Annotated in this window: 23 protein-coding genes; 14 read left to right on the forward strand and 9 right to left on the reverse strand. The window is 73.7% G+C overall.

Annotation, left to right across the window (positions count from 1 at the left end; translation table 11 throughout):
- Nucleotides 1-65: 65 nt before the first annotated feature.
- On the forward strand, nt 66-1685 hold the full coding sequence (locus tag ACLQ27_RS00090; protein ID WP_425865239.1) for a glycogen debranching N-terminal domain-containing protein: 1620 nt from the start codon (nt 66-68) through the stop codon (nt 1683-1685).
- A gap of 44 nt (nt 1686-1729) precedes the next feature.
- The gene (locus ACLQ27_RS00095; RefSeq protein WP_357490022.1) at nt 1730-3031 is read left to right on the forward strand and encodes an NAD(P)/FAD-dependent oxidoreductase; all 1302 of its coding nucleotides are present in this window, start codon (nt 1730-1732) and stop codon (nt 3029-3031) included.
- 24 nt (nt 3032-3055) lie between these two features.
- Here ACLQ27_RS00095 and ACLQ27_RS00100 read toward each other — a convergent pair whose 3' ends face one another.
- Together ACLQ27_RS00100 and ACLQ27_RS00105 are read right to left on the reverse strand one after the other, a co-directional pair.
- Entirely contained in the window at nt 3056-4201 is a 1146-nt protein-coding gene (locus tag ACLQ27_RS00100; RefSeq protein WP_425865240.1) for an AI-2E family transporter, read from the reverse strand.
- 81 nt (nt 4202-4282) lie between these two features.
- Nucleotides 4283-4984, reverse strand: a complete 702-nt coding sequence (locus ACLQ27_RS00105) for a TetR/AcrR family transcriptional regulator (RefSeq protein WP_357490026.1) — start codon at nt 4982-4984, stop codon at nt 4283-4285.
- An 87-nt stretch (nt 4985-5071) separates the two neighbouring features.
- Here ACLQ27_RS00105 and ACLQ27_RS00110 point away from each other — a divergent pair, with 87 nt between their 5' ends.
- Nucleotides 5072-5950: an aldo/keto reductase gene (locus ACLQ27_RS00110; protein WP_425865241.1), complete on the forward strand. Its 879-nt coding sequence runs from the start codon at nt 5072-5074 to the stop codon at nt 5948-5950.
- A gap of 24 nt (nt 5951-5974) precedes the next feature.
- Here the strand turns inward: ACLQ27_RS00110 and ACLQ27_RS00115 are convergent, their stop codons facing one another.
- A complete protein-coding gene (locus ACLQ27_RS00115; protein WP_357490030.1) occupies nt 5975-6751 on the reverse strand; it encodes a spermidine synthase in 777 nt (258 codons plus the stop codon).
- A 131-nt stretch (nt 6752-6882) separates the two neighbouring features.
- Nucleotides 6883-7857, reverse strand: a complete 975-nt coding sequence (locus ACLQ27_RS00120) for a DUF2267 domain-containing protein (RefSeq protein ID WP_357490032.1) — start codon at nt 7855-7857, stop codon at nt 6883-6885.
- Nucleotides 7858-8058: 201 nt separating this feature from the next.
- Here ACLQ27_RS00120 and ACLQ27_RS00125 point away from each other — a divergent pair, with 201 nt between their 5' ends.
- Nucleotides 8059-8373: a hypothetical protein gene (locus ACLQ27_RS00125; RefSeq protein WP_357490034.1), complete on the forward strand. Its 315-nt coding sequence runs from the start codon at nt 8059-8061 to the stop codon at nt 8371-8373.
- Between the two features lie 92 nt (nt 8374-8465).
- On the opposite strand, the gene ACLQ27_RS00130 is transcribed toward ACLQ27_RS00125, so the two are convergent.
- Together ACLQ27_RS00130 and ACLQ27_RS00135 are read right to left on the reverse strand one after the other, a co-directional pair.
- Nucleotides 8466-8813: an STAS domain-containing protein gene (locus ACLQ27_RS00130; protein ID WP_425865242.1), complete on the reverse strand. Its 348-nt coding sequence runs from the start codon at nt 8811-8813 to the stop codon at nt 8466-8468.
- Nucleotides 8814-8872: 59 nt separating this feature from the next.
- Entirely contained in the window at nt 8873-9199 is a 327-nt protein-coding gene (locus ACLQ27_RS00135; protein WP_357490038.1) for an STAS domain-containing protein, read from the reverse strand.
- 278 nt (nt 9200-9477) lie between these two features.
- On the opposite strand from ACLQ27_RS00135, the gene ACLQ27_RS00140 reads away from it, so the two are divergent.
- From ACLQ27_RS00140 to ACLQ27_RS00160, 5 genes are all read left to right on the forward strand, one after another.
- Nucleotides 9478-11244 (forward strand): PP2C family protein-serine/threonine phosphatase, encoded by a 1767-nt coding sequence (locus ACLQ27_RS00140; protein ID WP_425865243.1) that lies wholly within the window; start codon nt 9478-9480, stop codon nt 11242-11244.
- A complete protein-coding gene (locus ACLQ27_RS00145) occupies nt 11241-12287 on the forward strand; it encodes a cobalamin B12-binding domain-containing protein (protein ID WP_425865244.1) in 1047 nt (348 codons plus the stop codon). Before ACLQ27_RS00140 ends, ACLQ27_RS00145 begins: the two co-directional genes overlap by 4 nt.
- Nucleotides 12288-12393: 106 nt before the next feature.
- On the forward strand, nt 12394-12741 hold the full coding sequence (locus ACLQ27_RS00150; protein ID WP_357490044.1) for an STAS domain-containing protein: 348 nt from the start codon (nt 12394-12396) through the stop codon (nt 12739-12741).
- Nucleotides 12742-12812: 71 nt separating this feature from the next.
- On the forward strand, nt 12813-13256 hold the full coding sequence (locus ACLQ27_RS00155) for a response regulator (RefSeq protein WP_007459564.1): 444 nt from the start codon (nt 12813-12815) through the stop codon (nt 13254-13256).
- A 178-nt stretch (nt 13257-13434) separates the two neighbouring features.
- The gene (locus ACLQ27_RS00160) at nt 13435-13968 is read left to right on the forward strand and encodes an ATPase (protein ID WP_234588612.1); all 534 of its coding nucleotides are present in this window, start codon (nt 13435-13437) and stop codon (nt 13966-13968) included.
- Nucleotides 13969-13976: 8 nt separating this feature from the next.
- On the opposite strand, the gene ACLQ27_RS00165 is transcribed toward ACLQ27_RS00160, so the two are convergent.
- From ACLQ27_RS00165 to ACLQ27_RS00175, 3 genes are all read right to left on the reverse strand, one after another.
- Nucleotides 13977-14828, reverse strand: a complete 852-nt coding sequence (locus ACLQ27_RS00165) for a hypothetical protein (protein ID WP_357490047.1) — start codon at nt 14826-14828, stop codon at nt 13977-13979.
- Nucleotides 14829-15133: 305 nt separating this feature from the next.
- Nucleotides 15134-15559, reverse strand: coding sequence for an OsmC family protein (locus tag ACLQ27_RS00170; RefSeq protein WP_266241740.1), 426 nt, complete (start codon nt 15557-15559; stop codon nt 15134-15136).
- A gap of 70 nt (nt 15560-15629) precedes the next feature.
- Nucleotides 15630-16559, reverse strand: coding sequence for a serine/threonine-protein kinase (locus ACLQ27_RS00175; RefSeq protein WP_357490049.1), 930 nt, complete (start codon nt 16557-16559; stop codon nt 15630-15632).
- Nucleotides 16560-16758: 199 nt separating this feature from the next.
- On the opposite strand from ACLQ27_RS00175, the gene ACLQ27_RS00180 reads away from it, so the two are divergent.
- From ACLQ27_RS00180 to ACLQ27_RS00200, 5 genes are all read left to right on the forward strand, one after another.
- Nucleotides 16759-16989 (forward strand): hypothetical protein, encoded by a 231-nt coding sequence (locus ACLQ27_RS00180; RefSeq protein WP_357490051.1) that lies wholly within the window; start codon nt 16759-16761, stop codon nt 16987-16989.
- Nucleotides 16990-17090: 101 nt separating this feature from the next.
- On the forward strand, nt 17091-17837 hold the full coding sequence (locus tag ACLQ27_RS00185) for a response regulator transcription factor (RefSeq protein ID WP_357490053.1): 747 nt from the start codon (nt 17091-17093) through the stop codon (nt 17835-17837).
- On the forward strand, nt 17815-19350 hold the full coding sequence (locus ACLQ27_RS00190; RefSeq protein WP_425865245.1) for a sensor histidine kinase: 1536 nt from the start codon (nt 17815-17817) through the stop codon (nt 19348-19350). The genes ACLQ27_RS00185 and ACLQ27_RS00190 overlap by 23 nt, the downstream gene beginning before the upstream one ends.
- Before the next feature lie 44 nt (nt 19351-19394).
- Nucleotides 19395-21602 carry an ArnT family glycosyltransferase gene (locus tag ACLQ27_RS00195; protein ID WP_425865246.1) on the forward strand — a complete coding sequence of 736 codons (2208 nt, stop codon included), beginning with the start codon at nt 19395-19397 and terminating at the stop codon, nt 21600-21602.
- On the forward strand, nt 21599-22828 hold the full coding sequence (locus ACLQ27_RS00200) for a glycosyltransferase (protein ID WP_425865248.1): 1230 nt from the start codon (nt 21599-21601) through the stop codon (nt 22826-22828). The genes ACLQ27_RS00195 and ACLQ27_RS00200 overlap by 4 nt, the downstream gene beginning before the upstream one ends.
- Nucleotide 22829 lies beyond the last annotated feature (1 nt).

The following is a 22829-nucleotide window of genomic DNA, read 5'->3' on the forward strand; positions in this document are numbered from 1 at the left end:
GTGCGGGAGCTTTCACCCGCACCGGGTGATGACACTCAGTTGCCGTCGTTCCTACGGTGGGTGTCATGGCTGTCGTGCGCGCGACCCCCGCCGACCCGACCGTCGGCATGGCCTCCGTGACGGGCGTGAGCGGCGACCAGCGGGCGATACCGCCCGAGTTGGGCCCCGACTCGCTCGCCGTGCTCAGCGGCCCCACGTTCCTGTACTCCGACGCGCGCGGCGACGTGCCGCCGGGCAGCATCGGTGGGCTCGTGCACCTGGACACCCGCCTGATCAGCGGCTGGACGCTCACCGTCAACGGCAGTGAGCTGCTGCTGTTGCGGGCCGAAACCCTCGAGCACTACTCCGCGCAGTACGTGCTCACCAACCCCGAGCTGCCGGGGCTGCCGCCGAACAGTCTCGCCATGCGGCGGTTGCGCTACGTCGGCGACGGCTTCCACGAGCGGCTGGAGCTGCTGTCGTTCCAGACCGAGCCGGTCCGGGTGGAGGTGCGCCTGGCCGTCGGCGTGGACTTCGCCGACCTGTTCGAGGTCAAGTCGGTGGTCCGGGACCGCTCCGCGAAGATCGTCCGCGACCACGCCGCCGACGGCTCCGAGCTGTGCTTCTCCTACCGCAACGGCGACTTCTTTGCCGAGACGCGGGTGCGGTGCGCGACGGCGGCGGACCGGATCGACGGTGACGACCTGGTCTGGGACCTGTGGCTGCTTCCGCGCGAGGGGCGGCAGCTGGACCTGCACGTGCCGCTGCCGCCGGGCATGGGCGTGGTCGAGCCGGTGCGGGGCGACATCGCCGACGTCATCCACGGCCGCGCCGACGACCCGCTGCGCCGGTGGACCGAGGACCGGGCGGTGCTGCGCAGCGACAACCAGACGCTGGAGCGCACCATCCGCCAGTCCCGCGACGACCTGGCGGCGCTGCGGCTCGACCTGGAGGTCAAGGGTCAGCGGATCCTGCTGCCCGGCGCGGGACTGCCCTGGTTCCTCACCGTCTTCGGGCGGGACACGCTGATCACCGCGTACCAGACGTTGGTGGCCGGGCCGGCGCTCGCCAAGGGCGCGCTGCTCACGCTCGCCCGGCTGCAGGGCGAGACCTGCGACGACTTCACCGACGAGGAACCCGGCAAGATCCTGCACGAGGTCCGCAGCGGCGAGCTGACCCGCACCGGCCAGAAACCGTACAGCCCCTACTACGGCACCGCCGACGCCACCCAGCTCTGGCTGATCCTGCTGTCGGAGTACTGGCGGTGGACCTGCGACGACGAGACCGTCCGGCACCTGCACGACAACGCGCTGGCCGCGCTGCGGTGGATCGACGAGTACGGCGACCGTGACGGCGACGGCTTCGTGGGGGCGGAGGCGAACCGGATCAGCCTGGCGATGATCGACGCTGCCGAGCAGTTCGGCCACCGGCTGCCCGAGGCGCTCAGCGGGTACGACCGGCAACGGTTGCTGTTCGCCGTCCCGTATCCCACCGCGTGCAGCCCGCAGGCGTGGGCGGCCGGGGCGCCGCTGGCCCTGATCCGCGCGATGCTGGGCATCAACCCGGTCGACGGCCGGCTCACGCTCGACCCGGACATCCCGCCCGAGTTCGGCCGGATAACTGCTCACCGGGTGCGGGCCTTCGGTCAGGAGTGGGGCGTGGAGGCCGTGGGCACCAGCGGTAACGTCCGGCTCGACGCGCGCTGAGCGCGTCGACGTTTGTCCCGGGCTGCGACGGGAAACGGCCCGCAATGACGAAACCTCGTGTGGTGATCGTGGGGGCCGGGTTCGCCGGTTACCACGCGGCGAAGACGTTGAGCCGGATCGCCCGGGACCGGGCCGAGATCGTGGTGCTGAACTCCACCGACTACTTCCTGTACCTGCCGCTGCTGCCCGAGGTGGCGGCCGGCGTGGTCGAGCCCCGGCGCATCGCGGTGCCGCTGACCGGGACCCTCAAGGGTGTCCGGGTGGTGATCGGCGAGGCGGACCACGTCGACCTGCAGAACCGCTGGGTCGGCTTCACCCAGCCCGAGGGGGACAAGAACCGCCTGGCGTACGACCGGCTGGTGCTCGCCGTGGGCAGCGTCAACAAACTGCTGCCCATCCCGGGTGTCACCGAGTACGCGCACGGCTTCCGCGGTCTGCCCGAGGCCGTCTACCTGCACGACCACATCGTCCGCCAGGTCGAGCTGGCCGAGCAGGCCGAGGACCCGGCGGAGCAGCAGGCCCGCTCCACGTTCGTGGTCGTCGGGGCGGGCTACACCGGCACCGAGGTCGCCGCGCACGGGCAGCTGTTCACCGACGCGCTGCACGCGCAGCGGCCCCGGCTGACCGTCCGGCCCCGCTGGATGCTGCTGGACGTCGCCCCCCGGGTGCTGCCCGAGTTGGACAAGCGGATGTCCGAGACCTCGCACAAGGTGCTCAACCGGCGCGGGGTGGACGTGCGGATGGGCACCTCGGTGGCCGAGGCGACCTGCGACGGGGTCAAGCTCACCGACGGCGAGTACGTGCCGACCTGCACGCTGGTGTGGTGCGTGGGGGTGCGGCCGGACCCGTTCGTCAACGAGCTGGGTCTGCGCACCGAGCGGGGCCGGCTGGTCACCGACGAGTTCCTCAACGTCCCCGGCTACCCGGAGGTCTTCGCCTGCGGCGATGCCGCCGCAGTGCCCGACCTGGTCAACCCGGGGCAGATCTGCGGCATGACGGCACAGCACGCGCAGCGGCAGGGCAAGCGCGTGGCGCACAACATCGCCGCGTCGTACGGCTTCGGGCAGCGCAAGCCGTACAAGCACCACGATCTGGGTTGGGTCGTCGACCTGGGTGGCAAGGACGCCGCCGCCAACCCGTTGCACGTCAACCTGGCCGGGCTGCCGGCCAAGGCCGTCACCCGGGCGTACCACCTGATGGCGATGCCGGGCAACCGCACCCGCGTGGGGGCCGACTGGGTGCTCGACGCCGCGCTGACCCGCTCGGCCGTGCAGCTGGGGCTGGTCCCGGCGAACGCGGTCCCGCTGGAGAGCACGTCGCCGGAGGTCGCAATGCACGGCCGCTGAGCGCAACGTGTCGATTCCGGCCGGTCAGCCCCGCGAGGTGGCGGGACCGGCCGGTCCGCGCGGTGGCACAGCAGGCGGCGGCGGTTCGCCGGGGTCCGCCGGTGGGGGTGGGTTCAGTCGTCGCGGCCCGTACTCGCGCAGCAGGATCTGCACGATGCCGGCCGCGGGGATGGCCAGCAGCGCGCCGAGCAGCCCGGCCAGCTCCGCCGCGAGCAGCACGCTCAGCAGCACGGTCAGCGGGTTGAGCCGGACCGCGCGGGACAGGATGAGCGGCTGGAGCAGATGGTTCTCCACCTGCTGGTAGACGACGAAGAAGACCAGCACGATGATCCCGGCGGTGGAGGAGTGCAGGAACCCGGCGCCGGCGGCGAGCACCGCGCCGATCGTCGCCCCCACCAGCGGTATCAGGTCGGCCACCGCCACCAGCAGCGCGATCACGCCCGCGAACGGCACCCCGGTCAGGGCCAGCACCAGAAACGTCAACAACCCGCAGATCACGCTGATCAGCAGGTTGCCGGTGAGGTAGCCGTTGACCGTGCGCGACACCTCCCGGCCGACCCGGCGCAGTCGCTCGCCAGCACCGTCCCCGACCGCCGCGAGGAGGCTGCCGGTGATCCGCGGCGACTCCAACACCATGAGGTACGCCAGCACGACGACCGTGACCAGCCCCGCGACGGTCTCCAGGACACCGCGCAGCACGCCGACGGCGGGTTGACGCAGCCGGCTGCCGGCGTCGCGCAGCTGGTCGGAGTGCTCGCTGACGTAGCGGCGTGCCCCGGTGCGTTCCAGGAGCTGGCCCACCGGGCCGCGGCCGGCGCGCGCGTCGCGCAGCAGCTCGGGCCCCCGATCGGCGAACCGGCCCAGCTCGTCCAGCAGCGGCACCAGGATGACCGTGGCGAGGACCGCCAGCACGACGAACGCGGCGAGGAAGACGAGCAGCGTGGCCACCGCCCGCCGCCGCACGAAGCGACGTTGCAGCCAGTCCACCGCCGGTTTGAGCGCGACCGCGAAGAAGGCGGCCACCACTGCCCAGACCAGCACCCGGCGGGTCGCGTACACGAAGGCCAGGGCGAGCGCGGTCGCCAGCACCAGGCCGATCACGACCAGGGCCCGGCGGGCGGTGGTCCGATCGTCGGCGTTGCTCACCCGGCGGGCCTTCCCCGCGCGCACCCTCGGAAACCCGGCAATGCGGACGCGCGGGCGCGTCCTGGGCCGTGGCTGACAAATGGTCTTCGAGGGGCCCGGCTCGTCCTAGTGGGCGAGTTGCTGGAGCCAGTCCTGCAGGAGTGCGGTCTCGACGGGGCGGAGCGGAACGTCAGTTGGATCCGCCCCGCCGAGGGCGGCATCGAGCGCGAGGGCGCGAGCGGCGAGGGTGGAGTCCGGGGCTGGGCTCGTGTCGGTGGTCAGGGTGTCGATGAGTGCTTCCCGCATGCGCGGTGAGACCTCCGGGTCGCGTTCGCTCTCGGGGATGCCGATCAGGGAGAGCGTGGTGCCGGTTACCGCTGCCAGCGTGAGGTGGGCGGCAAGGACGGGCGGCACCCGTAGGCGGCCGTCGGAGGCGGCGCGGCCGAGGAACGTCATGAGGAGTTCTTGAGCCTGCCGCGCGGCAGGTGGGCGCCGGCCGGGGCGGTCGGTGCCGTACATCAGCAGGTAGAGGGCGGGGTGTTTCAGGCCGAAGTCGACGTGCATGTCCCATCCGCGGCGAATGTCGTCGACCGGGTTGCCGCTCGACGGCAAGGTGTGCTTCTGCGCCAGGTAGAGGTCGAAGGCGTGGATGGCCAGCGACGAAAGGAGCCCGTCCTTGTCGCCGAAGAGCTGGTACAGGGAGGCGGCACGGATGCCTGCCGCCGCTGCGACGGCGCGGGTGGAGAGCGCCTGGGCGCCCTCCCGTTCCAAGAGCTCGGCCGCGACTTCCAGGATCTGCCGGCGACTGCGGGTCTTCGCATCATCCACGGTTGCAATGCTACGGCATAAGGCGTATCACTGGTTCGGACAGCGATACGGAAAATACCGTCGCAGTGATACGGGCAGGAGAGGTCGATGAATCGTGTGGGATACGGCGCCATGCAGCTTGCGGGCCCTGACGTCTGGGGATTCCCGGACGACCCGGAGGCGGCGCGGCGGGTGTTGCGCCTGGCTGTCGAGCTGGGCGTGACCTTCTTCGACACCGCGAACGCCTACGGGCCACGAACGGTGAACCAGCTGATCGGGCAGGCGCTGGGACCGATCCCCGAGGGCGTGATCGTGGGCAACAAGGTCGGCGCAGAGCGCGGCCCGGACAAGTCCTGGATCGTCGACGGTCGCCCGGAGACGGTCCGGCGGCAGGTTCACGAGGCCCTCACCGACATGGGAACCGACGCGAGCGAGCTGACCTACCTCCGACTCGTCGGCGACACCCCCGGCGCGCACCAGGACGTACCCCTGGAGGAGTCGCTCGGCGCACTCGTCCAGCTGCGAGACCAGGGGCTGATCCGCCGCATCGGCCTGTCCGGCGCGTCCCCGCAGCTGCTGGCCCGCGCCCAGCAGATGACCCCCATCGCGGCGGTGCAGAACCGCTTCAACCTGCTTGACCGCAGCGGCGTCCAGGTCCTCGCCGACTGCGAGACCCAGGGCATCCTCTTCATCCCCTACTTCCCGCTGGCCGCCGGGCGGCTCAGCGGCCACCACGAGCTGACCGGCCCGGCAGAGCGCCTGGGTGCCACACCGGCCCAGATCGCACTGGCCTGGCTGCTGCGCCGTTCGCCCTCCATGGTCGTCATCCCCGGCACGAGCAGTACCGACCACCTGCGGTCCAACATCGCAGCTTCCGACGTTGCCGAACAGTTGACCGACACCGAGGTCGCGCGCCTGACCGGACTCGTCGACGAGTCGAAAGCGGTCCTCGGCCAGCCCACGCCCCCCGCTCATGGCCACCGCTGAAAGGGCCCCGGGGGAAGGCACGGCCTAGTCGTCGGTGAACGGGTGGGCGCCGGCGACGAACGTGTCCAGCGCCGCGGCGTGCAGCAGCCCGCCGGGGATCGGGTCGCGCAGGGCTGCCGCCGCGAGCCGGCCGACCGGTAGACCGCCCGGGCGGTGCGTCGCGGCGAGCACCAGGTTGCCGTAGCGCCGGCCGCGCAGCATCCGGCGGTCCCCGAACACGCAGACGTCGCCGAAGACCGCGCGCAACGTTGCCACCTGCACCCGGGTGCCGACCAGTGGCGGCAGGTCCGTGACGTTGACCAGGTAGAGCCCGCCCGGGCGCAGGGCACGGGCCACCTCGGCCGCGAACTCCACGGTGCGTACGTGGCGGGGCATCCGGGCCGCCCGGTAGATGTCGGCGATCACCAGGTCGTACGCGCCGGGCGTGGTGGCGGTGACGGCGTCCCGGGCGTCGGCGACCTCCACCCGCACCTCGGGCGGCAGCGGCGGCAGCTCCCGGGCGACCAGCTCGACCACCGCCCGGTCCCGCTCGACCACCCGCTGCGCGGAGCCCGGCCGGGTCGCGGCCAACCAGCGCGGCAGCGTCAACGCGCCGCCGCCGAGGTGCAGCACGCTCAGCGGTACGCCCGCCGGGGCGGCCAGCTCCACGGCCGAGGCGATCCGCCGGACGTACTCGAAGTGCAGGTGCCGGGGATCCTCGACATCGACGTACGACTGCTCGACGCCGGCGGAGAGCAGCGTTCGTCCGGTTCGGCGGACCGGATCGGCTACCAGCTCCAACCGGTCGGCGGCACGGTTCATGACGGCACGCTAACCGAGCGGCTCGCGGACCCGACGGGCCGGTGGTCGACGGGCCGCGCGCGGCACAGCGGACGGGCCGGCGGCGCGGGAGGTACCCGCGTCCGCCGGCCCGCGTGCGCCGTCGGCGACGGTCAGCCGCCGGCCATCCCCGCGCCCACCTCGTCGATGGCGTCGTCGATCGTGTGGGCGAGGTCCACGTCGAGCGCGGTCACCCCGTCGGCCTGGTTGGTGCGCACGGTCAGCACGGCGGCCGTGCCGCCCGGACGTCCGATGCTCGGGCCGCGCCCGGTCTCCTCGCGCAGCCGGTCCAGCCGGGCGAGCACCCGGTCCAGGTTGTCCGGCGGCAGGGCGATCACGCGGTACAGGCCGCCACTGTCGCCGGCCCAGTACGGCAGGTCGTCCAGCGCCGCCCGGAGCTGGGCCTCGTCCAGGGTGGGTGTGGTGGTGGAGGCGCCCACGATGCCGCCGCCGGCCGCCGGCGGGTTCAGCAGCTCCCGCAGGCCGTCGGGGACGTGCAGCGACTCGACCAGGTCGCCGTCCTGGTCGGCGAGCGCGGCGAGTGTCGCCTCGACCTGGTAGCGGGCCTGCTCCGGGGTACGTCCGCTGATCCGGCCCACCTCGGCCAGGAAGCCGGGCAGGTCGCGGTGCCGCTCGATGCCGTCGACGGGCACGACGTCGTGCAGCGAGTTCGGCACGGCGGCGAGCAGGCGTTGCCGCTCCGCGGCGTCCAGTGCGAAGGCCAGCACCAGCACCGTCGCCTCGGCGCCCACCTTGGCCGTCGAGAAGTCGACGCCCGAGCGGCGTCGGACGTCGTCGACCAGATCCTGGTAGCCGACACTGTTCACTCCGGCCGCGCCACCGGGTGGCGGCTGCGGGCGCGGATTGTCCGCGGTGCCCTTCGACGGCGGGGCCGGTCCACCGCGCGTGGTGTCCGACTTGTGCCGTCCGGCCGGTGGTGGGCCGGCCCGCTTGCCCTGGTCCAGGCTGGTGAGCTGCTTGGAGGCGCTCAGGCTCGCGCCGAACTCACTGGGCTGACCGCCCTGTTCGCGGGCCTGCCGGGCCAGCGCCCGGCGCCGCTGGTTGTCGCCCTCCATCTGCTTGCGCATGGTGACGCCCCTTCCGCTGGGGATCGATCCTGCGCCCGTCGCGTTCCCGCCGCCCCGGGAGCCGAAACGGACGCCGCCGGCCCGGTAGGGCGGAGCGTCGATGAGGCTTCATCCGCCCGGGGTGAGGGGTGCTCACCCGTGCGGCCCGCAGGATCGGGGCAGGACCGCAGTTCTTCCGAGGTACGCGGAAGGAAGGTCGTCATGAAACGGATCGTCGAGATCGTTCCCGCTCGACCCGGCTGGTACGCCCGCTGGCAACTCGCGCCCGACGCCACCCGGTGCTATCCGGTGAGCCTGTGGGCGTTGCTGGAGGAGGCCGACGGAACCGGCCGGGAAGTGGTCGGAATGGACTGCATCGGCCAGTGGCCGGGTGCGGACGACAACGAGGCGGGTGGGGAGTTTGTCCGCTACCTGTACCAGACGCCCGACTCGGGGGAACCCGACGACATCGAACCTCCGTCGGCCGTCGAACTGCGCGACGGCGGCCCCCGGCTCCAGCCGATGACCGCGCCCTAGACATTCCTCCGGCCCCCGACCCCAGGTCCCAGGGTCGGGGGCCACCCCCCTTTGGTTAGGGGTGGCGACCAAGCGGTGGGTGGGTGCGGTCGTCAGCCCAGGGCGCGCAGGTGGGTGGCGTCGTCGTCGGCGACGGTGTGCTCCACGGCCAGCAGGTCGGTGAGCCCGGTGCGGTCCAGCAGCTGCTGGAGGCGGGCGCTGACCCCGGTCAGCCGGATCGCCCCGGCGCCCCGGTGCACCATCAGCAGGGCGCTGAGGCCCGACGAGTCGCAGAGGCCGACACCGGCCAGGTCGATCGTCACGTGCTGCTCGCCGTGCAGCTCAGCTGCGGCAGCCATCAGCTCCGGGGCGGTGTCGTAGTCCAGCTCACCGGTCAGCCGTAGCCGGACGTGACCGGCGTCGAGCCGGGTCACCTCGATGGTCAACAGCTGGTGAGACATTCCACCATCGTTCCCAGTCAGGCGGCGGAACGCAAACCCCGGGGCCGCGACCCGCCGGATCACGCGCTGGCGGCGGACCGCGGCGAGCCGGGGCCGATCGCACGTGTCGTCGGCAGCGGCCGGTCGAGCAGCGCCGCCACCCCGGTGATGTCCAGGATCGTCGCCAGAAAGCGGGGGACCGCCCGCAGCCGCAGGGTCGTGCCGACCTCCTGGCCCTCCCGCCACGCGTGCACGATCACGCCCAGGCCGCTGCTGTCGATGAAGTGCAGGTCGGCGAAATCCAGCACGATGGCCCGTGGCGCGTCGGCGAGGACCCGGTCGACCTCGGCGCGCAGCGGCGCCACGGTCAGGTACGCCAGTTCGCCGCCCACGCGGATCAGGGGCATGTCGGGATCGGATCGATCGACGGACATGCACAGCTGGGTCGCTTCGGGGCCGCGCCCTTCCGATGCCACGATCACGCCTTTCCGCACGCGACGTTCCAGCCGGTGCGAGGGGATCGTAACAACCGTCGGGCGGGTCCGCCCGGTACGCGACCGAGGCCCCGCGACCTGCCGTGGGATGCCGGTCGCGGTGGACCGGCGTAGGGTGGTCGGAGAGATTTGACCACAGACGCCGGTTCCGGTGCGGGTTCGGGTGGACGACAAGGAGTGAGGCTCAGCTGGTGACTGCTTCCGACGTCAGGGACACCGACCCGGGCGACGGACGGATCTCCACGCCGAGCACCACACGGCCCCCGGCGTGGTCCGCCGACGCGCCGTCCTGGCCGACTCCCACGCTGCCGCCGCTGGCCCCCGACCGTGATCGGGCCGCGCCCGACTGGTCCGAGGTGGTCGAGCACTTCCGCGAGGGCCTGGCGGTCTGCGACGCCGACGGTGTCGTCGAACACGTCAGCCCGGTGGCCGAGCGGTTGCTGCCCGAGGTGGTCCCCGGTGTCGCGCTGGCCGCGTCCGGCGTCGCCGGTCTGGGCGAGGGGCGCCCCGGCGGCTTCACCCACCACGGTCGTCGGCTCACCGCCCGCCAGGTGCCCCTGTCCGCCGGTCGCTGCTGCTGGTACGTGGAGGACGTCACCGAGAGCGTCAGCCGCGCCGACGCGCTGCTCGCCGAACGGGCCCGCTCGGCGTTCCTGGCAGTGGTGGGCGACAAGCTGGGCAACCCGCTGCACCCGGACCGGGCCGCCGCGGCGGTGGTCCGCCTCGCCGTGCCGACCCTCGCCGAGGTGGCCGTGCTGGTGCTGGCGCCGCGTGCGGGGCGAGCCCGGTGGTGGCGGGCCTCCCGGGCGGACGACGAGTCGCCGATTGTCGACAGCGGTGTGCTGGCCGGCCCCGCCCTGCCGGCCGCGATCGCCGAAGCGCTGACCGGCGTCGAGCCGCACGCCCTCGACTGGCTGGTGGAGCAGGCTGTCGACGCCGGCTGGCTGCCCGGCCTGACGGGCGCCGACAGCGTCGCCCGGGTCGTTCCGCTGCCCGGCCGGGACGCTCCGGTCGGGGTGCTGCTGGTCGCCCGAGGGTCCAGCCGGTGGTACGACGAGGACGACGTCGGGTTGATTCGTGCCTTCGCCGCCCGGGCCGGCGCGGCGCTGACCACCGCCCTGCTCTACCGCGACCAGGCCGAGGTCGCCGACACCCTGCAGGCCAGCCTGCTGCCGGTCGAGCCGGTCGAGACCGCCGGTGTGCAGTGGGGCACCGCGTACCGTCCGGCCCAGGCGGGGCTGCGGATCGGTGGCGACTTCTACGGCTCACACCGGCTCGCCGACGGCGGTTCCGTGTTCTTCCTCGGCGATGTCTCCGGCAAGGGCGTCGAGGCGGCGGTCTTCACCGGCCAGCTCCGCCAGTGTCTCCAGGCGCTGCACCGGGTGGAGTCGAACCCGGGGCGCCTGCTGCGACTGCTCAACGACGCGCTGCTGGAGACGACCCAGGCGCACGGCCAGGGCCGCTTCGCCACCATCGTGCTCGGTGTGGCCCGTCCGCAGCGCGACGGCGGCGTCACCCTCACGATGGCCGGGGGTGGGCACCTGCCGCCGCTGGTGCTGCGCAACTCGGGCGAGGTCGAGTCGGTGCCGCTGCGCGGCATGCTGATCGGCGTGGTGCCCGACCCGCGCGTCGGTGAGGTGACCGTGCGGTTGGCGCCGGGTGAGACGTGCCTGCTCTACAGCGACGGTGTGACCGAGGCCCGTGGGGGCCGCCGCGGCGACGAGCTGTTCGGCGCCGAGCGGTTGGTCACGGCCCTGACCGGCTGCCAGCGGATGCCGGCGCCGGCCCTGGCCGAACGTGTCGAGCAGGTCACCTGTGACTGGCTGGGGCACGGCGACCACGACGACATCGCGGTGCTGGCGTTGCGGGCGGTCAGCCCGGGCGGGCGGGGTGCGCGGCACCTGCACTCGGTGCCCCCCTCGACGAGCGCCGACGAGCAGAGGGAGAGCCCCGCGTGACCGCCCCCGCCACGACCACGGACCTGACCGGCGCCTACCCCGGCTACCTGGCCTGCCTCGCCGACGCCGACGAGTACGCCGCGATCGACGTGGCGCTCGGCCTGCTCGACGCGGGCGTGCCGCCGGAGCGGGTGCTGCTCGACCTGGTCGCGCCGGCCCAGGCCGAGGTGGGGGAGCGGTGGGCCCGCAACGAGTGGAGCGTGGCCCAGGAGCACGCGGCGACCCACATCAGCGAGCGGGTGGTGGCCGCGGTGGCAACGCACGCCAACCCGCGCCCGACCGGCGGGCGGATCGTGGTGGCCTGCATGGACGGCGAGTGGCACGCGCTGCCGCCCCGGCTGGTGGCCGAGGTGCTGCGTCTGCGCGGCTGGCAGGTGACCTTCCTGGGCGCCAGCGTGCCGGCGGCGCACCTGGTGTCGTACCTGCACCGGCATGACGCGCAGGCGGTCGCGTTGGCCTGCGCGCTGCCGATGCGGCTGCCGCACGCCCACCGGATGATCGAGGCGTGCCGGCGTTCGGACGTGCCGGTCGTGGTCGGCGGGCGGGGCTTCGGCGCGGACGGCCGGTGGGCGGCCCGGCTCGGCGCAGCCTGGGCGCCGAACGCGCCGGCGGCGGCCGAGTTGATCGCCGACGAGCGGGCGCTGCGGCGGGTGCCCCCGGCGCAGCTCGGTCACCTGGCCGACGACGAGTACGCGAGTCTCGTGCGCCGCAGGGGTGAGCTGATCGACAGCGCGCTGACGGACCTGCGCGAACGGGTGCCGGCGACCCGCGACTACACGGCCGCTCAGCTCGACTCGACAGCGAGCGACCTGGGGCACGTCCTGGACTCGCTGGCCGCCTCGCTCTACGTCGACGACGCCTCGCTGTTCACCGAGTTCGTCCAGTGGCTGGTGGAGATCCTGACGAGTCGGGGGGTGCCGGCCGGTGCGGTTGCCCTGACCCTGGAGCACTACGCCGCCGTGCTGCGCGACTTCCCCCGCGCGTCACACACGCTCGCGCTCAGCCGTGCCGGGCTGCCCGCGGCGTCCCGTCCCGCGCTCTGACGGATCGCCCGGACGATCACCACGCGCTGCGGACCGTCGTACCCCCCTGCGTATACTTGCCGGACTGCAAACGTCCCACCCGACGGGTGGAGCGAGGGGGAGAACGGTGACGTTCAGCGTCAGCCACGCCGAGCGCGACGGCGGTGCGGCCTGCCTGCGGCTCGCCGGTGAGCTGGACCTGAGCACCGCCGGCGAGCTGGCTGCCGCCATCGACAAGCTCACCGCGGCGGGCGAGCGGCGGGTGCTGCTCGACCTCACCGACCTGACTTTCTGCGACTCCACCGGGATGGCCGTGTTCGTCCGCGGCGACAACCAGGTCGCCGCCGACGGGGGTTGGTTGCGGATCACGGGCGCCACCGGGCGGGTCGAGCGTGTGTTGCGGGTCACCGGTCTGGCGGACGTGCTGCGATACCTTCCGGACACGGTCGACCCGGCGTTCAAGAGCGCCTCCTGATCAGCTAGATTTCCCCGCCAGCACGGTGACCGTTCCGGTCTCCTTTCTCCGCCGACCCGAGGCAGGTAGTGATGGGCGACAGCCCGCAGCCGGTACGCATCTTGGTGGTCGACGACGATCCGGGTGACGTGCTGATGATCGAGGAGGCGTTGGCCGACTCCGACGTCGAGAAGATCATTGACGTGGTCAGCGACGGCGAGGAGGCGATGGAGTTCCTGCGCGCCGAGGGCCGGCACGTGCAGGCACGCCGACCGGACGTCATCCTGCTGGACCTGAACATGCCGCGGATGGACGGGCGCCAGGTGCTCGGCGCGGTCAAGCAGGACGAGGATCTGCGGACGATTCCGATCGTGGTGCTGACCACCTCGAACGCCGACACCGACATCGTGGGCAGCTACACGTTGCAGGCAAACGCGTACGTCACCAAGCCGATCGACCTCGACGACTTCAACGACGTGGTGCGCCGCATCGACGAGTTCTTCGGCCGCGTGGTCGTGCTGCCCAAGCGCCAGTGATCCGCCCGGCGCGGCCGGTCGGCATTGTCCCCGCCGCCGGCCCGACGTGGCCCGTCGCCGCGCCGCGCCCGCCTGACGCGCACGCATGCTGAACAATTTTCCCGAACCGCCTCGGTCGTCGTCGCCGCGTCCGAGGATCCAGGTGGGGATGTAACAGCGGCTGCCTGGGGGCGACAGTATGAGGTTCTCCGTCGTGAAGACCGGCTACGACCAGCGGCAGGTGGATTCCTGCCTGGATGAGCTGGGGATCCGGTTGTCCCGACTCGCGGCGCGGGCGGAGGGCGCCGCCGGGGCGACCCGCGAGTGGGACGAGATCCGCCAGGAGGCGACCTGGCTCAGCGGGCTGCTCCAGCGGCTCGACCTGGGCGACGCGGGGACGACCCGGCAGGCCGGCGACGCCGTGCGGCGGGAGGCGGCCGAGATCCTGGCGCAGGCCCGCTGCGAGCTGGACGAGGCCCGCGAGGAGGCCCGGCGCGTGCGCGAGCAGGCGTACGCGGACGCCGTGCAGGCCCGGCGGGACTTCGAGGAGGCGTTGCAGGCGCGGCGTCGCCGGGCGGCGCTGGTCGACGAGATCCTCACCGGCGTGAGCGTCGAGCCGGTGCCGGCCGACACGCCCACGGCGGCGGCCGGAACGGGCGTACCGGCGACCCGGGTGGCGGCCGGCGGCCGGGACGCGGGCGCCGAACCGCCCAGCGGGCGTCCGGCCCGCTGAGCGCAGGCTCAGACGGCGAGCGCCGCCGCCACGGTGCTGGCGCGCTCCTCGTGCTGGGCGTACGCGTCGGGGAAGGCGGAGATCTGCACTGCCTGGGCGGCGGCGGTGACGCTCATGTCCTCCCAGCCGGGGATCTCGGCCAGCGCGGTGTAGAAGGCCCGGGCGGCGTACGAGGGGCGCATCAGTTCGGCCACCGTGCCCCAGCCGCTGCTGGGCCGCTGCTGGAACAGCCCGACCGAGTCGTGGTCGGCGCCGCTGCCCTGGTGCGGATACTGCGTCGACTCCGGCAGCACGTCGCTGGCCAGGTTGTAGAGGTTGCTCTCCTGCATCGCGGTGGCCAGCGCCACCACCAGGGCGCGGCGCGGCATCTTCAGCTCCAGGCCGACATCCACGATGATCTTGGCGTTGTCCATCTGGGTCTGGTCGAGCCCGGCCACCGGGCGCGGCCGGCGGGGCTTGACCGGCTTCTTGGGCGCCTTGCGGGTGGCGGTGGGGGTGGGCGTCGGCGACGCCGTGGGGGTGGTGGGAATGACCCGGGCGGGGGCGGCGTCGCGGTCCAGCGACCGGGAGGCGCGCTCGTCGGCGATGGCGGCGCGGTCGGCCAGCGCGTCGGCCATCGGTCGTACGGGCCGCGGGGTGTCCTCGGCGCCCCGGGCGGCGGCGAACGCGCCCAGGCCGAGACAGCAGGTGACGCCGGTGGCCAGGGCGACCCGGACGGGGGTGGAGCCCAGTCGGGGGCGGCGCGGCGGGTCAGGGGCCCGGTGACGGCCGATCGTCCGTTCGGTTGATGCGGCGTCGCCCGAACGGGTGGTCGGGAGCGCGTCGGTCAGCTTCTGGGCGGCGGGGTCGACGGGATGCACCCGCCGAGGCTAGATAGTCGACGGCCCGCTGCCATCGGCCCGTACGGTGGCATGCGCCACAATTTGCCCGGATCATGGCTGTCATATCGGGCGAAGATCGGTGGAAATGGTGAAACCTCGCTGATCAGGCGAGCCGGTTATTCCCGATTAGCCCGGCTAACCCGGTCACCGCTGCCGGATCCCGCACCGACTCCGGCCGCTCCCCGAGCATCCACTCTTCGGAGGGTGTCCGCGCCACCGGACGGTGGAGGCCCACGGTGGTCGTCCGGCGGATGGGCCTGTGACAGCCCGCAGACCGGCACTGATCAGTGTCGGCCGTTCTCCGCCGGCGTCACGGTCAGTCGGTGCCGCGTGTTGTCTCCGCTGGAGAACGGCCAGAGCCGATCGGCGTACTCGACCAGATCGGCCAACTGCGCGCGGCTCAGGCCGGCCGACGAGATCGAGGCGTGCACATCGGCGCGGTAACGGCCGTCGTCGTCGCGGCCCAGCTTCGCCTCGGCGCGTACCTGGACCGTGTGCGCCTCGTTCGTGATCTCCCCGGCCGCCTCCACCGCCGCGTGGTGCAGGCAGGACGCGAAGGCCGCGGCCAACAACTGCTCCGGTCTCAGGCCGGTGCAGTGCGCCGCCAGCGGCGACGCCAGCGGCGTGCTGAGCCCCCCGTCGTCGGTGCGTACGTGGCCGCCCTCGGCCGTCGCGGTGGCCTCATGCAGCCAGGAACTGGGACTCGGCATCGCGTTCCTCCCGTCACTCACCAGCCCGGCTACCCGGCCGAGGGCTGGCGAAACGCCGGGCCACCCGGGTTCAGGGCCCGTCGACCATCGACAGCGCCTCGGTGGCCTCCGCGGCGGCCCGTTCGGTCCACGGCGACGTCGACGCGGATCGGCGCGGCGTGGGGATCATCATCGGCACGTACACCCGGGCGTCCACGGCCTCGGCCAGCAGCAGCGCGGCGACCAGGCTGGTCGGACGCTCCGCCGGGTCGTCGGCCAGGCAGGAGCGGCACAGCTCGGACACCTCCGGCGGCAGCCCGTCGATCTCGGGCAGCGGCTCCGGAGGCCGGGTCCGACGCTGCGTCAGCAGCTCCGCCGCATTGCTCGCCTGGTAGGGCAGCCGACTGGTCAGGCAGTAGTAGAGCAGCACACCGAGGGCGTACATGTCGGCCGCCGGGGTCGGGGGCGTGCCGTCGAGCTGCTCGGGCGCCAGGTACGCCGGGGTGCCGAGCACCATGCCGTCCGGCATCGGGTCCGCGACGCCGGCCGGGGTGGCGATGCCGAAGTCGAGGACCTTCACCCCGACCGGGGTGAGCATGACGTTGGCCGGCTTCACGTCGCGGTGCACGATGCCGCTCGCGTGGGCGGCGGACAGCGCGGCGGCGACCTCCGCGCAGACGCGTACCGAGATGCGCCAGTCCAGCGGGCCGGCCCGCAGGTGCGCGGCGAGCGTCTCGCCCTCGGCCAGCTCCATCACGATGTAGGGCGTCCGGCGGCCGGGGAGCGTCGAGGACGTGCCGAAGTCGTGCACGCTCGCGACGTTCGGGTGCACCAGCCGCGCGGCGGAGCGGGCCTCCGTGCGGATGCGGTCCACCAGGTCGTGCACATCCCCCGGGCCGGGCGAGATGAGCTTCACCGCGACCGGCCGGTCCAGCACCCGGTCGTGGGCCCGCCACACCTCGGACATCCCGCCCACGCCGATACGCTGTTCGAGCTGGTAACGCCCGTCCAGCGTGCGCATCGACCACTCCTCGCTCTCGCCCGCCGACGGCGGGTGCCTCCGAACGCGGTACCCGGGGTCCGAGCTGGGCAAACCGTGCGCTGATCGGGCGCGGCCGATCCGGGCGTACACCGGCGCGGCCCGGTGGCGGGTGCGGTAGCTTGCGATCCAGGGCTGGGCGCACCGAGCGTGCCGGCATGGTCACCAGGGGGACACCGCGATGAGCGAGGTCACCGTACGCTTCGTGGGCGGTCCCGCGGACGGCCTGGTCCGCGAGGTTCCGGCCGATGCGGACGGGGCCCCGCCACGGCGTTGGATCATGCGGCACCCGGACGGCACCGGCCCGACGCAGCCCGGTCCCGACCACCTCTACGAGCGCGACAGGCCGGACGGCCTGGGCGGGTGGAGCATGCGGTTCGTGCGGACCGACGCCTACGGGGTGTCCGAGTGAGCACGGGCGAGGGCTGAGCGGTGGTCCGGCGGCCCGGCCGCACAGCTGGCGCACAGGTGGGGCAGAGCCGCGACACAGCGGACCCGCCCACGATGGGGGCCATGGTCATCCAGGGGCAGACCGTGCCGGGCCGGATCGAGCTTCGCCGCCCCGACGGCGAACCGGTCCGGGTGCTGGTGGTCGACGACGAGGCGACGCTCACCGACCTGCTGGCGATGGCGCTGCGCTACGAGGGTTGGCAGGTGCGCAGCGCCGGCAACGGGATGGCGGCGCTGAGCGCCGCGCGGCAGTTCCAGCCGGATGCCGTCGTGCTCGACGTGATGCTGCCCGACCTGGACGGCTTCCAGGTGCTGCGCCGGCTGCGCGAGCACGCCCCCACCGTGCCGGTGTTGTTCCTGACCGCCCGCGACGCGGTCGAGGAGCGCATCGCCGGGCTGACCGTGGGCGGCGACGACTACGTGACCAAGCCGTTCAGTCTGGAGGAGGTGATCGCCCGGCTGCGCGCGCTGCTGCGCCGCTCCGGCTTCGCGGTCGCCGCCCAGGGGGAGGCGCTGCTGACCGTCGGCGACCTCAGCCTCGACGAGGACAGCCACGAGGTCCGCCGCGCCGGCCAGCTCATCACGCTGACCGCCACCGAGTTCGAGCTGTTGCGCTACCTGATGCGCAACCCGCGCCGGGTGCTGAGCAAGGCGCAGATCCTCGACCGGGTGTGGAACTACGACTTCGGTGGCCAGGCCAACGTGGTGGAGCTGTACATCTCGTACCTGCGTAAGAAGATCGACGCCGGCCGACCGCCGATGATCCACACGCTGCGCGGCGCGGGCTATGTCCTCAAGCCCGCCGACTGACCGGGGGCCGCGCCGCCGGCCGCTGCGCGTCGCCCGGCGCTGGCTTGCGGGCCGGTCGCTGCGGACCCGCCTGGTACTCGCCCTGGTGGCACTGCTCGCCCTGGTCAGCGTGGCGATCGGCGGGCTCACCACTGTCGCCCTGCGGCACTTCCTGGTCGGCCAGGTCGACGCCCAGTTGACGATGGGCGACCGGCCGCGCGCCGACGTGCCGCCGTGGTTCCGCCAGGGCAGCGACCCCGGGCGGCCCGCCTCACGTCCGGGCGGCGTCGACCCGCCCCCGCCGGAGCCTCCGCGCGGTTTTCCGCCGGGCTCGCTGGCCGTGCGCCTCGCCGACGGCGTCACCACGGCGACGAGGAGTACCGAGAACGGCAGCCTCGCCGACGTGCCAGCCGCGGACGCCGCGCGGCTGGTCGCGCTGCCCACCGACGGTCGGCCGCGCACCGTCGGCCTCGGCGGGGGCGGTGATGTCCGGGCGGTGGCGCGGCAGCTCCCCAACGGAGACGTGCTGGCCGTGGCGATCCCGCTGTCGGGCGTGCGGGACACCGTCTGGGCGCTGGTCGCCGCGCAGGCCGGTGTGGCCGCCGTCGGGCTGCTGCTCGCGGGCGCGGCCGGCGCGCTGATCGTGCGCGCCACGCTGCGCCCGCTGAACCGGGTCGCCGCCACCGCCACCCGGGTCACCGAGCTGCCGCTGGACCGGGGCGAGGTCGCGCTCGCCGTCCGGGTGCCGGCCGGGGACACCGACCCGCGGACCGAGGTCGGTCAGGTCGGCGCGGCGCTCAACCGGATGCTCGGCCACGTCGCCGACGCGCTGTCCGCGCGGCAGGCCAGCGAGACCCGGGTACGCCAGTTCGTCGCCGACGCCAGCCACGAACTGCGCACGCCCCTCGCGGCGATCCGGGGGTACGCCGAGGTGGCCCGGCGCGGCCGCGACGAGGTCCCCGCCGACGTGGCGCACGCGCTGCGCCGCGTCGAGTCGGAGAGCACCCGGATGACACGTCTCGTCGACGACCTGCTGCTGCTGGCGCGGCTCGACACCGGCCGGCCGCTCGCCGTGGACCCGGTCGACCTGTCCGCCCTGGTGGTGGACGCGGTGAGCGACGCGCACGTGGCCGGGCCCGAGCACCGCTGGCAGCTCGACCTGCCCGAGGTGGTCATCCGGGTGCCCGGCGACGTCGCCCGCCTGCACCAGGTGGTGGCGAACCTGCTGGCCAACGCCCGCGTGCACACCCCGCCCGGCACGACTGTCACCACCACGCTGGCCGTCGAGGCGGACGCCGCCGTGCTCACCGTCGCCGACGACGGGCCGGGGGTGCCGGCGGAGCTACGGCCGGAGATGTTCGAGCGGTTCGCCCGGGGCGACAGCTCCCGGTCGCGGGCGCACGGCAGCACCGGCCTCGGCCTGGCGATCGTGGCGGCGGTGGTGGAGGCCCACCACGGCACCGTCGCCGTCGACAGTCGGCCGGGGCGGACCGTGTTCGTCGTCCGCCTGCCCAATCCCACAGCTGACGCATAGTCGGCGCACGGGGTCCCGCCAGTCCGGCCGCCGAGGCTTGCCGCATGGACAGAACAGACACCCTGCCGACGACGCCCGCCGAACCGGTGGGACCGCCCCGCACGACCACGCGCCCCGGGGAACACTCGCCGCCGGCGGGCCGTGCGGCGACCTGGACCCGGCTCGCCCTGGTGGTCCTGCTCCTGGGCACCGGCCTGCTCTATCTCTGGGGCCTGGGCGCCTCCGGCTGGGCCAACTCGTTCTACGCGGCAGCCGTGCAGGCCGGCTCGGTGAGCGCGAAGGCGTTCTTCTACGGCTCGTCGGACGCGGCCAACTCGATCACCGTGGACAAGACGCCCGCCTCGCTGTGGTTGATGGCCCTGTCGGTGCGCGTCTTCGGGCTCAACAGCTGGGCGATGCTCGTCCCGCAGGCACTGTGCGGGGTCGCCTCCGTCGGCGTGCTCTACGCGGGCGTCAGGCGCTGGTACGGGCCGGTCGCCGGCCTGATCGCCGGCGCCGTCCTCGCCCTCACCCCGGTGGCGACGCTGATGTTCCGCTTCAACAACCCGGACGCGCTGCTCGTGCTCTTGCTGGTCGGCGGCGCGTACGCCGTCGTGCGCGCGCTGGAGACGGCCAGCACCCGGTGGATCGTGCTGGCCGGCGCGCTTGTCGGCTTCGGCTTTCTGACCAAGATGCTCCAGGCGTTCCTGCTGGTGCCGGTGTTCGCGGGTGTCTACCTGCTGGCCGCGCCGACCGGGCTGTGGCGGCGGGTGCGGCAACTGCTGCTGGCCGGTCTCGCGGTGGTGGTGTCCGCCGGCTGGTGGGTGGCCGTCGTCGAACTCGTCCCGGCCAGCTCCCGCCCGTACATCGGCGGGTCGCAGGGCAACAGCATCCTGGAGTTGACCCTCGGCTACAACGGCCTCGGCCGGATCACCGGCGACGAGGTGGGCAGCGTCGGCGGCGGCGCCGGGCGGATGGGCGGTGGCGGCGGCCCGTTCTCCGGGCAGACCGGCCTGCTGCGGATGTTCGACGGCGAGGTCGGCGGTCAGATCTCCTGGCTGCTGCCGGCCGCGCTGATCCTGCTGGTCGCGGGTCTGGTGGTGGCCGGGCGGACCGCGCGGACCGACCGCACCCGGGCTGGCCTGCTGCTGTGGGGCGGCTGGCTGCTGGTCACCGGTCTGATCTTCAGCTTCATGTCCGGGATCTTCCACGCCTACTACACGGTGGCGCTCGCCCCGGCCGTCGGCGCGCTCGTCGGCATCGGCGTCACCCTGCTCTGGCGCGAACGCCGCCCGCAGGCCGACCCGGTTGACGATCCGGTTGCCGCGTCCCGCTGGCGGCGGTGGCGTCCACTGGCCGCCACGGCGACGCTCGCGGCCACCCTCGCGGTCACCGTGTGGTGGGCGTGGGTGCTGCTCGGGCGCAGCCCCGACTGGTACCCGTGGTTGCGTACCGCCGTGCTGGTCGCCGGCCTGCTCGGCGCGGCCCTGATCCTGCTGGCCGCCCGACTGCCGCGCCGGCTGGTGTCAGTGGTGCTGGGCGTCGGCGCGGCGGCGGCCCTGGCGGGGCCGGCGGCGTACGCGGCGCAGACCGCCGCGACCCCGCACACCGGCTCGATCCCGAGCGCCGGCCCGGCGGTGGCGGGCGGTTTCGGTCGCGGTGGCTTCCCCGGCGGGCGACCGCCTGGCGGCATGGCGTTCCCCGGCGGTGGGCAGGTCCCTGGCGACGGCCGCACCGGCGACCGGAACGGCGGGCAGTTCCCCGGCTTCCCGGGCGGCGGGCAGGCGCCGGGCGCACCCGGCGGTGCGCAGGCGCCCGGTGCTCCGGGCGGCGGGCAGGCGCCGGGCTTCCCGGGCGGTTTCCCCGGCGGCGGTGGGGCCCGGGAGGCCGGGGGCGGCATGGGCGGTCTGCTCGACGCCCGCGAGCCCAGCGCCGCGCTGCGCGAGCTGCTGGAGCGCGACAGCGAGGACTACACCTGGGTGGCGGCCACTATCGGTTCCAACAACGCCTCCGGCTACCAGTTGGCCACCGGCGAGCCGGTGATGCCGATCGGCGGATTCAACGGCAGCGACCCGTCACCGACGCTCGCGCAGTTCCAGCGCCACGTCGCCGAACACAAAATCCACTACTTCGTGGGGGGTGGCGGCTTCCGGGCCAACGGTGGCAGCTCCGCCTCGCAGGAGATCTCCGCCTGGGTCGGGGAGACCTTCACGGCGCAGACAGTGGACGGGATCACCGTCTACGACCTGAGCGCCGGCGCGGAGGCGTCGTGACCGCGCTCGGCGGCCCCCGTGCCGCCGTCCGGACCCGATCCACCAGCGACGGCGCGGTGCTGGACGTGGTGATCCCCGTCTACAACGAGGAGGCCGACCTCGGGCCGTGCGTACGCCGGTTGCACGCGCACCTGACCGAGCACTTCCCGTACCCGTTCCAGATCACCGTCGCCGACAACGCCAGCGTGGACGGGACCCTCGCCGTGGCCGAGGCGCTCGCCGCCGAGCTGCCCGGCGTCGGCGTACGCCACCTGGACGCCAAGGGGCGGGGGCGGGCGCTGTCCGCCGCCTGGTCCGCGTCGTCGGCGCCGGTGCTTGCGTACATGGACGTGGACCTGTCCACCGACCTGGCGGCGCTGCTGCCGCTGGTCGCGCCGCTCATCTCCGGCCACTCCGACCTGGCGATCGGCACCCGGCTGGCGCGCACGTCCCGGGTGGTGCGCGGCACCAAGCGGGAGGTGATCTCCCGGGCCTACAACCTGCTGCTGCGGGGCGCGCTGGCGGCGCGGTTCTCCGACGCGCAGTGCGGGTTCAAGGCCATCCGCGCGGACGTTGCCGCCGGGCTGCTCCCGCACGTACGCGACACCGGCTGGTTCTTCGACACCGAGCTGCTGGTGCTCGCCCAACGGGCCGGGCTGCGCATCCACGAGGTGCCGGTGGACTGGGTCGACGACCCGGACAGCCGCGTCGACATCGTCGCCACCGCCCTGGCCGACCTGCGGGGGATGGGCCGCCTCGGTCGGGCGCTGATGACCGGCGCGCTGCCGCTGGCCGAGCTGCGCTCGCAGCTCGGCCGGGCGCCGCTGGCCGAACCGCCGGCGCAGGTGCCGGTCGGGCTGCCCCGGCAGCTGACCCGGTTCGCCGCCGTCGGGGTGGCCAGCACGCTGGCGTACCTGCTGCTCTTCGTGGCCACCCGGGGCGCGCTCGGGGCGCAGCCGGCGAACCTGCTGGCCCTGCTGGTGACAGCGGTGGCGAACACGGCGGCGAACCGGCGGCTGACGTTCGGCATCACCGGCACCCGGCACGCCGGTCGCCACCACGCGCAGGGGCTGCTGGCGTTCGCGCTCGGCCTGGCGCTGACCAGCGGGGCGCTGGCGGTGCTGCACGCGCTCGTCGCCGTGCCCGCCAGACCGGTGGAGCTGGCCGTCCTGGTGGCCGCGAACCTGGCCGCGACAGTGCTGCGCTTCGTGCTGCTGCGCCTCGGCATGCACCACCGGCGGAGCTGAG

This window comes from Micromonospora sp. DT63, from assembly GCF_049841615.1.
Classification (GTDB): domain Bacteria; phylum Actinomycetota; class Actinomycetes; order Mycobacteriales; family Micromonosporaceae; genus Micromonospora.

Excerpts from the sequence above, each read along its gene's own strand:
- ACLQ27_RS00170 (WP_266241740.1), bottom strand. The coding sequence starts at position 15,559 with ATGCCGAGTCCCAGTTCCTGGCTGCATGAGGCCACCGCGACGGCCGAG.
- ACLQ27_RS00110 (WP_425865241.1), top strand. The coding sequence starts at position 5,072 with ATGAATCGTGTGGGATACGGCGCCATGCAGCTTGCGGGCCCTGACGTC.
- ACLQ27_RS00130 (WP_425865242.1), bottom strand. The coding sequence starts at position 8,813 with ATGTCTCACCAGCTGTTGACCATCGAGGTGACCCGGCTCGACGCCGGT.
- ACLQ27_RS00160 (WP_234588612.1), top strand. The coding sequence starts at position 13,435 with ATGAGGTTCTCCGTCGTGAAGACCGGCTACGACCAGCGGCAGGTGGAT.
- ACLQ27_RS00135 (WP_357490038.1), bottom strand. The coding sequence starts at position 9,199 with ATGCCCCTGATCCGCGTGGGCGGCGAACTGGCGTACCTGACCGTGGCG.
- ACLQ27_RS00190 (WP_425865245.1), top strand. The coding sequence starts at position 17,815 with ATGTCCTCAAGCCCGCCGACTGACCGGGGGCCGCGCCGCCGGCCGCTG.
- ACLQ27_RS00195 (WP_425865246.1), top strand. The coding sequence starts at position 19,395 with ATGGACAGAACAGACACCCTGCCGACGACGCCCGCCGAACCGGTGGGA.
- ACLQ27_RS00180 (WP_357490051.1), top strand. The coding sequence starts at position 16,759 with ATGAGCGAGGTCACCGTACGCTTCGTGGGCGGTCCCGCGGACGGCCTG.
- ACLQ27_RS00090 (WP_425865239.1), top strand. The coding sequence starts at position 66 with ATGGCTGTCGTGCGCGCGACCCCCGCCGACCCGACCGTCGGCATGGCC.
- ACLQ27_RS00095 (WP_357490022.1), top strand. The coding sequence starts at position 1,730 with ATGACGAAACCTCGTGTGGTGATCGTGGGGGCCGGGTTCGCCGGTTAC.
- ACLQ27_RS00120 (WP_357490032.1), bottom strand. The coding sequence starts at position 7,857 with ATGCGCAAGCAGATGGAGGGCGACAACCAGCGGCGCCGGGCGCTGGCC.
- ACLQ27_RS00185 (WP_357490053.1), top strand. The coding sequence starts at position 17,091 with ATGGTCATCCAGGGGCAGACCGTGCCGGGCCGGATCGAGCTTCGCCGC.
- ACLQ27_RS00175 (WP_357490049.1), bottom strand. The coding sequence starts at position 16,559 with ATGCGCACGCTGGACGGGCGTTACCAGCTCGAACAGCGTATCGGCGTG.
- ACLQ27_RS00155 (WP_007459564.1), top strand. The coding sequence starts at position 12,813 with ATGGGCGACAGCCCGCAGCCGGTACGCATCTTGGTGGTCGACGACGAT.
- ACLQ27_RS00115 (WP_357490030.1), bottom strand. The coding sequence starts at position 6,751 with ATGAACCGTGCCGCCGACCGGTTGGAGCTGGTAGCCGATCCGGTCCGC.
- ACLQ27_RS00125 (WP_357490034.1), top strand. The coding sequence starts at position 8,059 with ATGAAACGGATCGTCGAGATCGTTCCCGCTCGACCCGGCTGGTACGCC.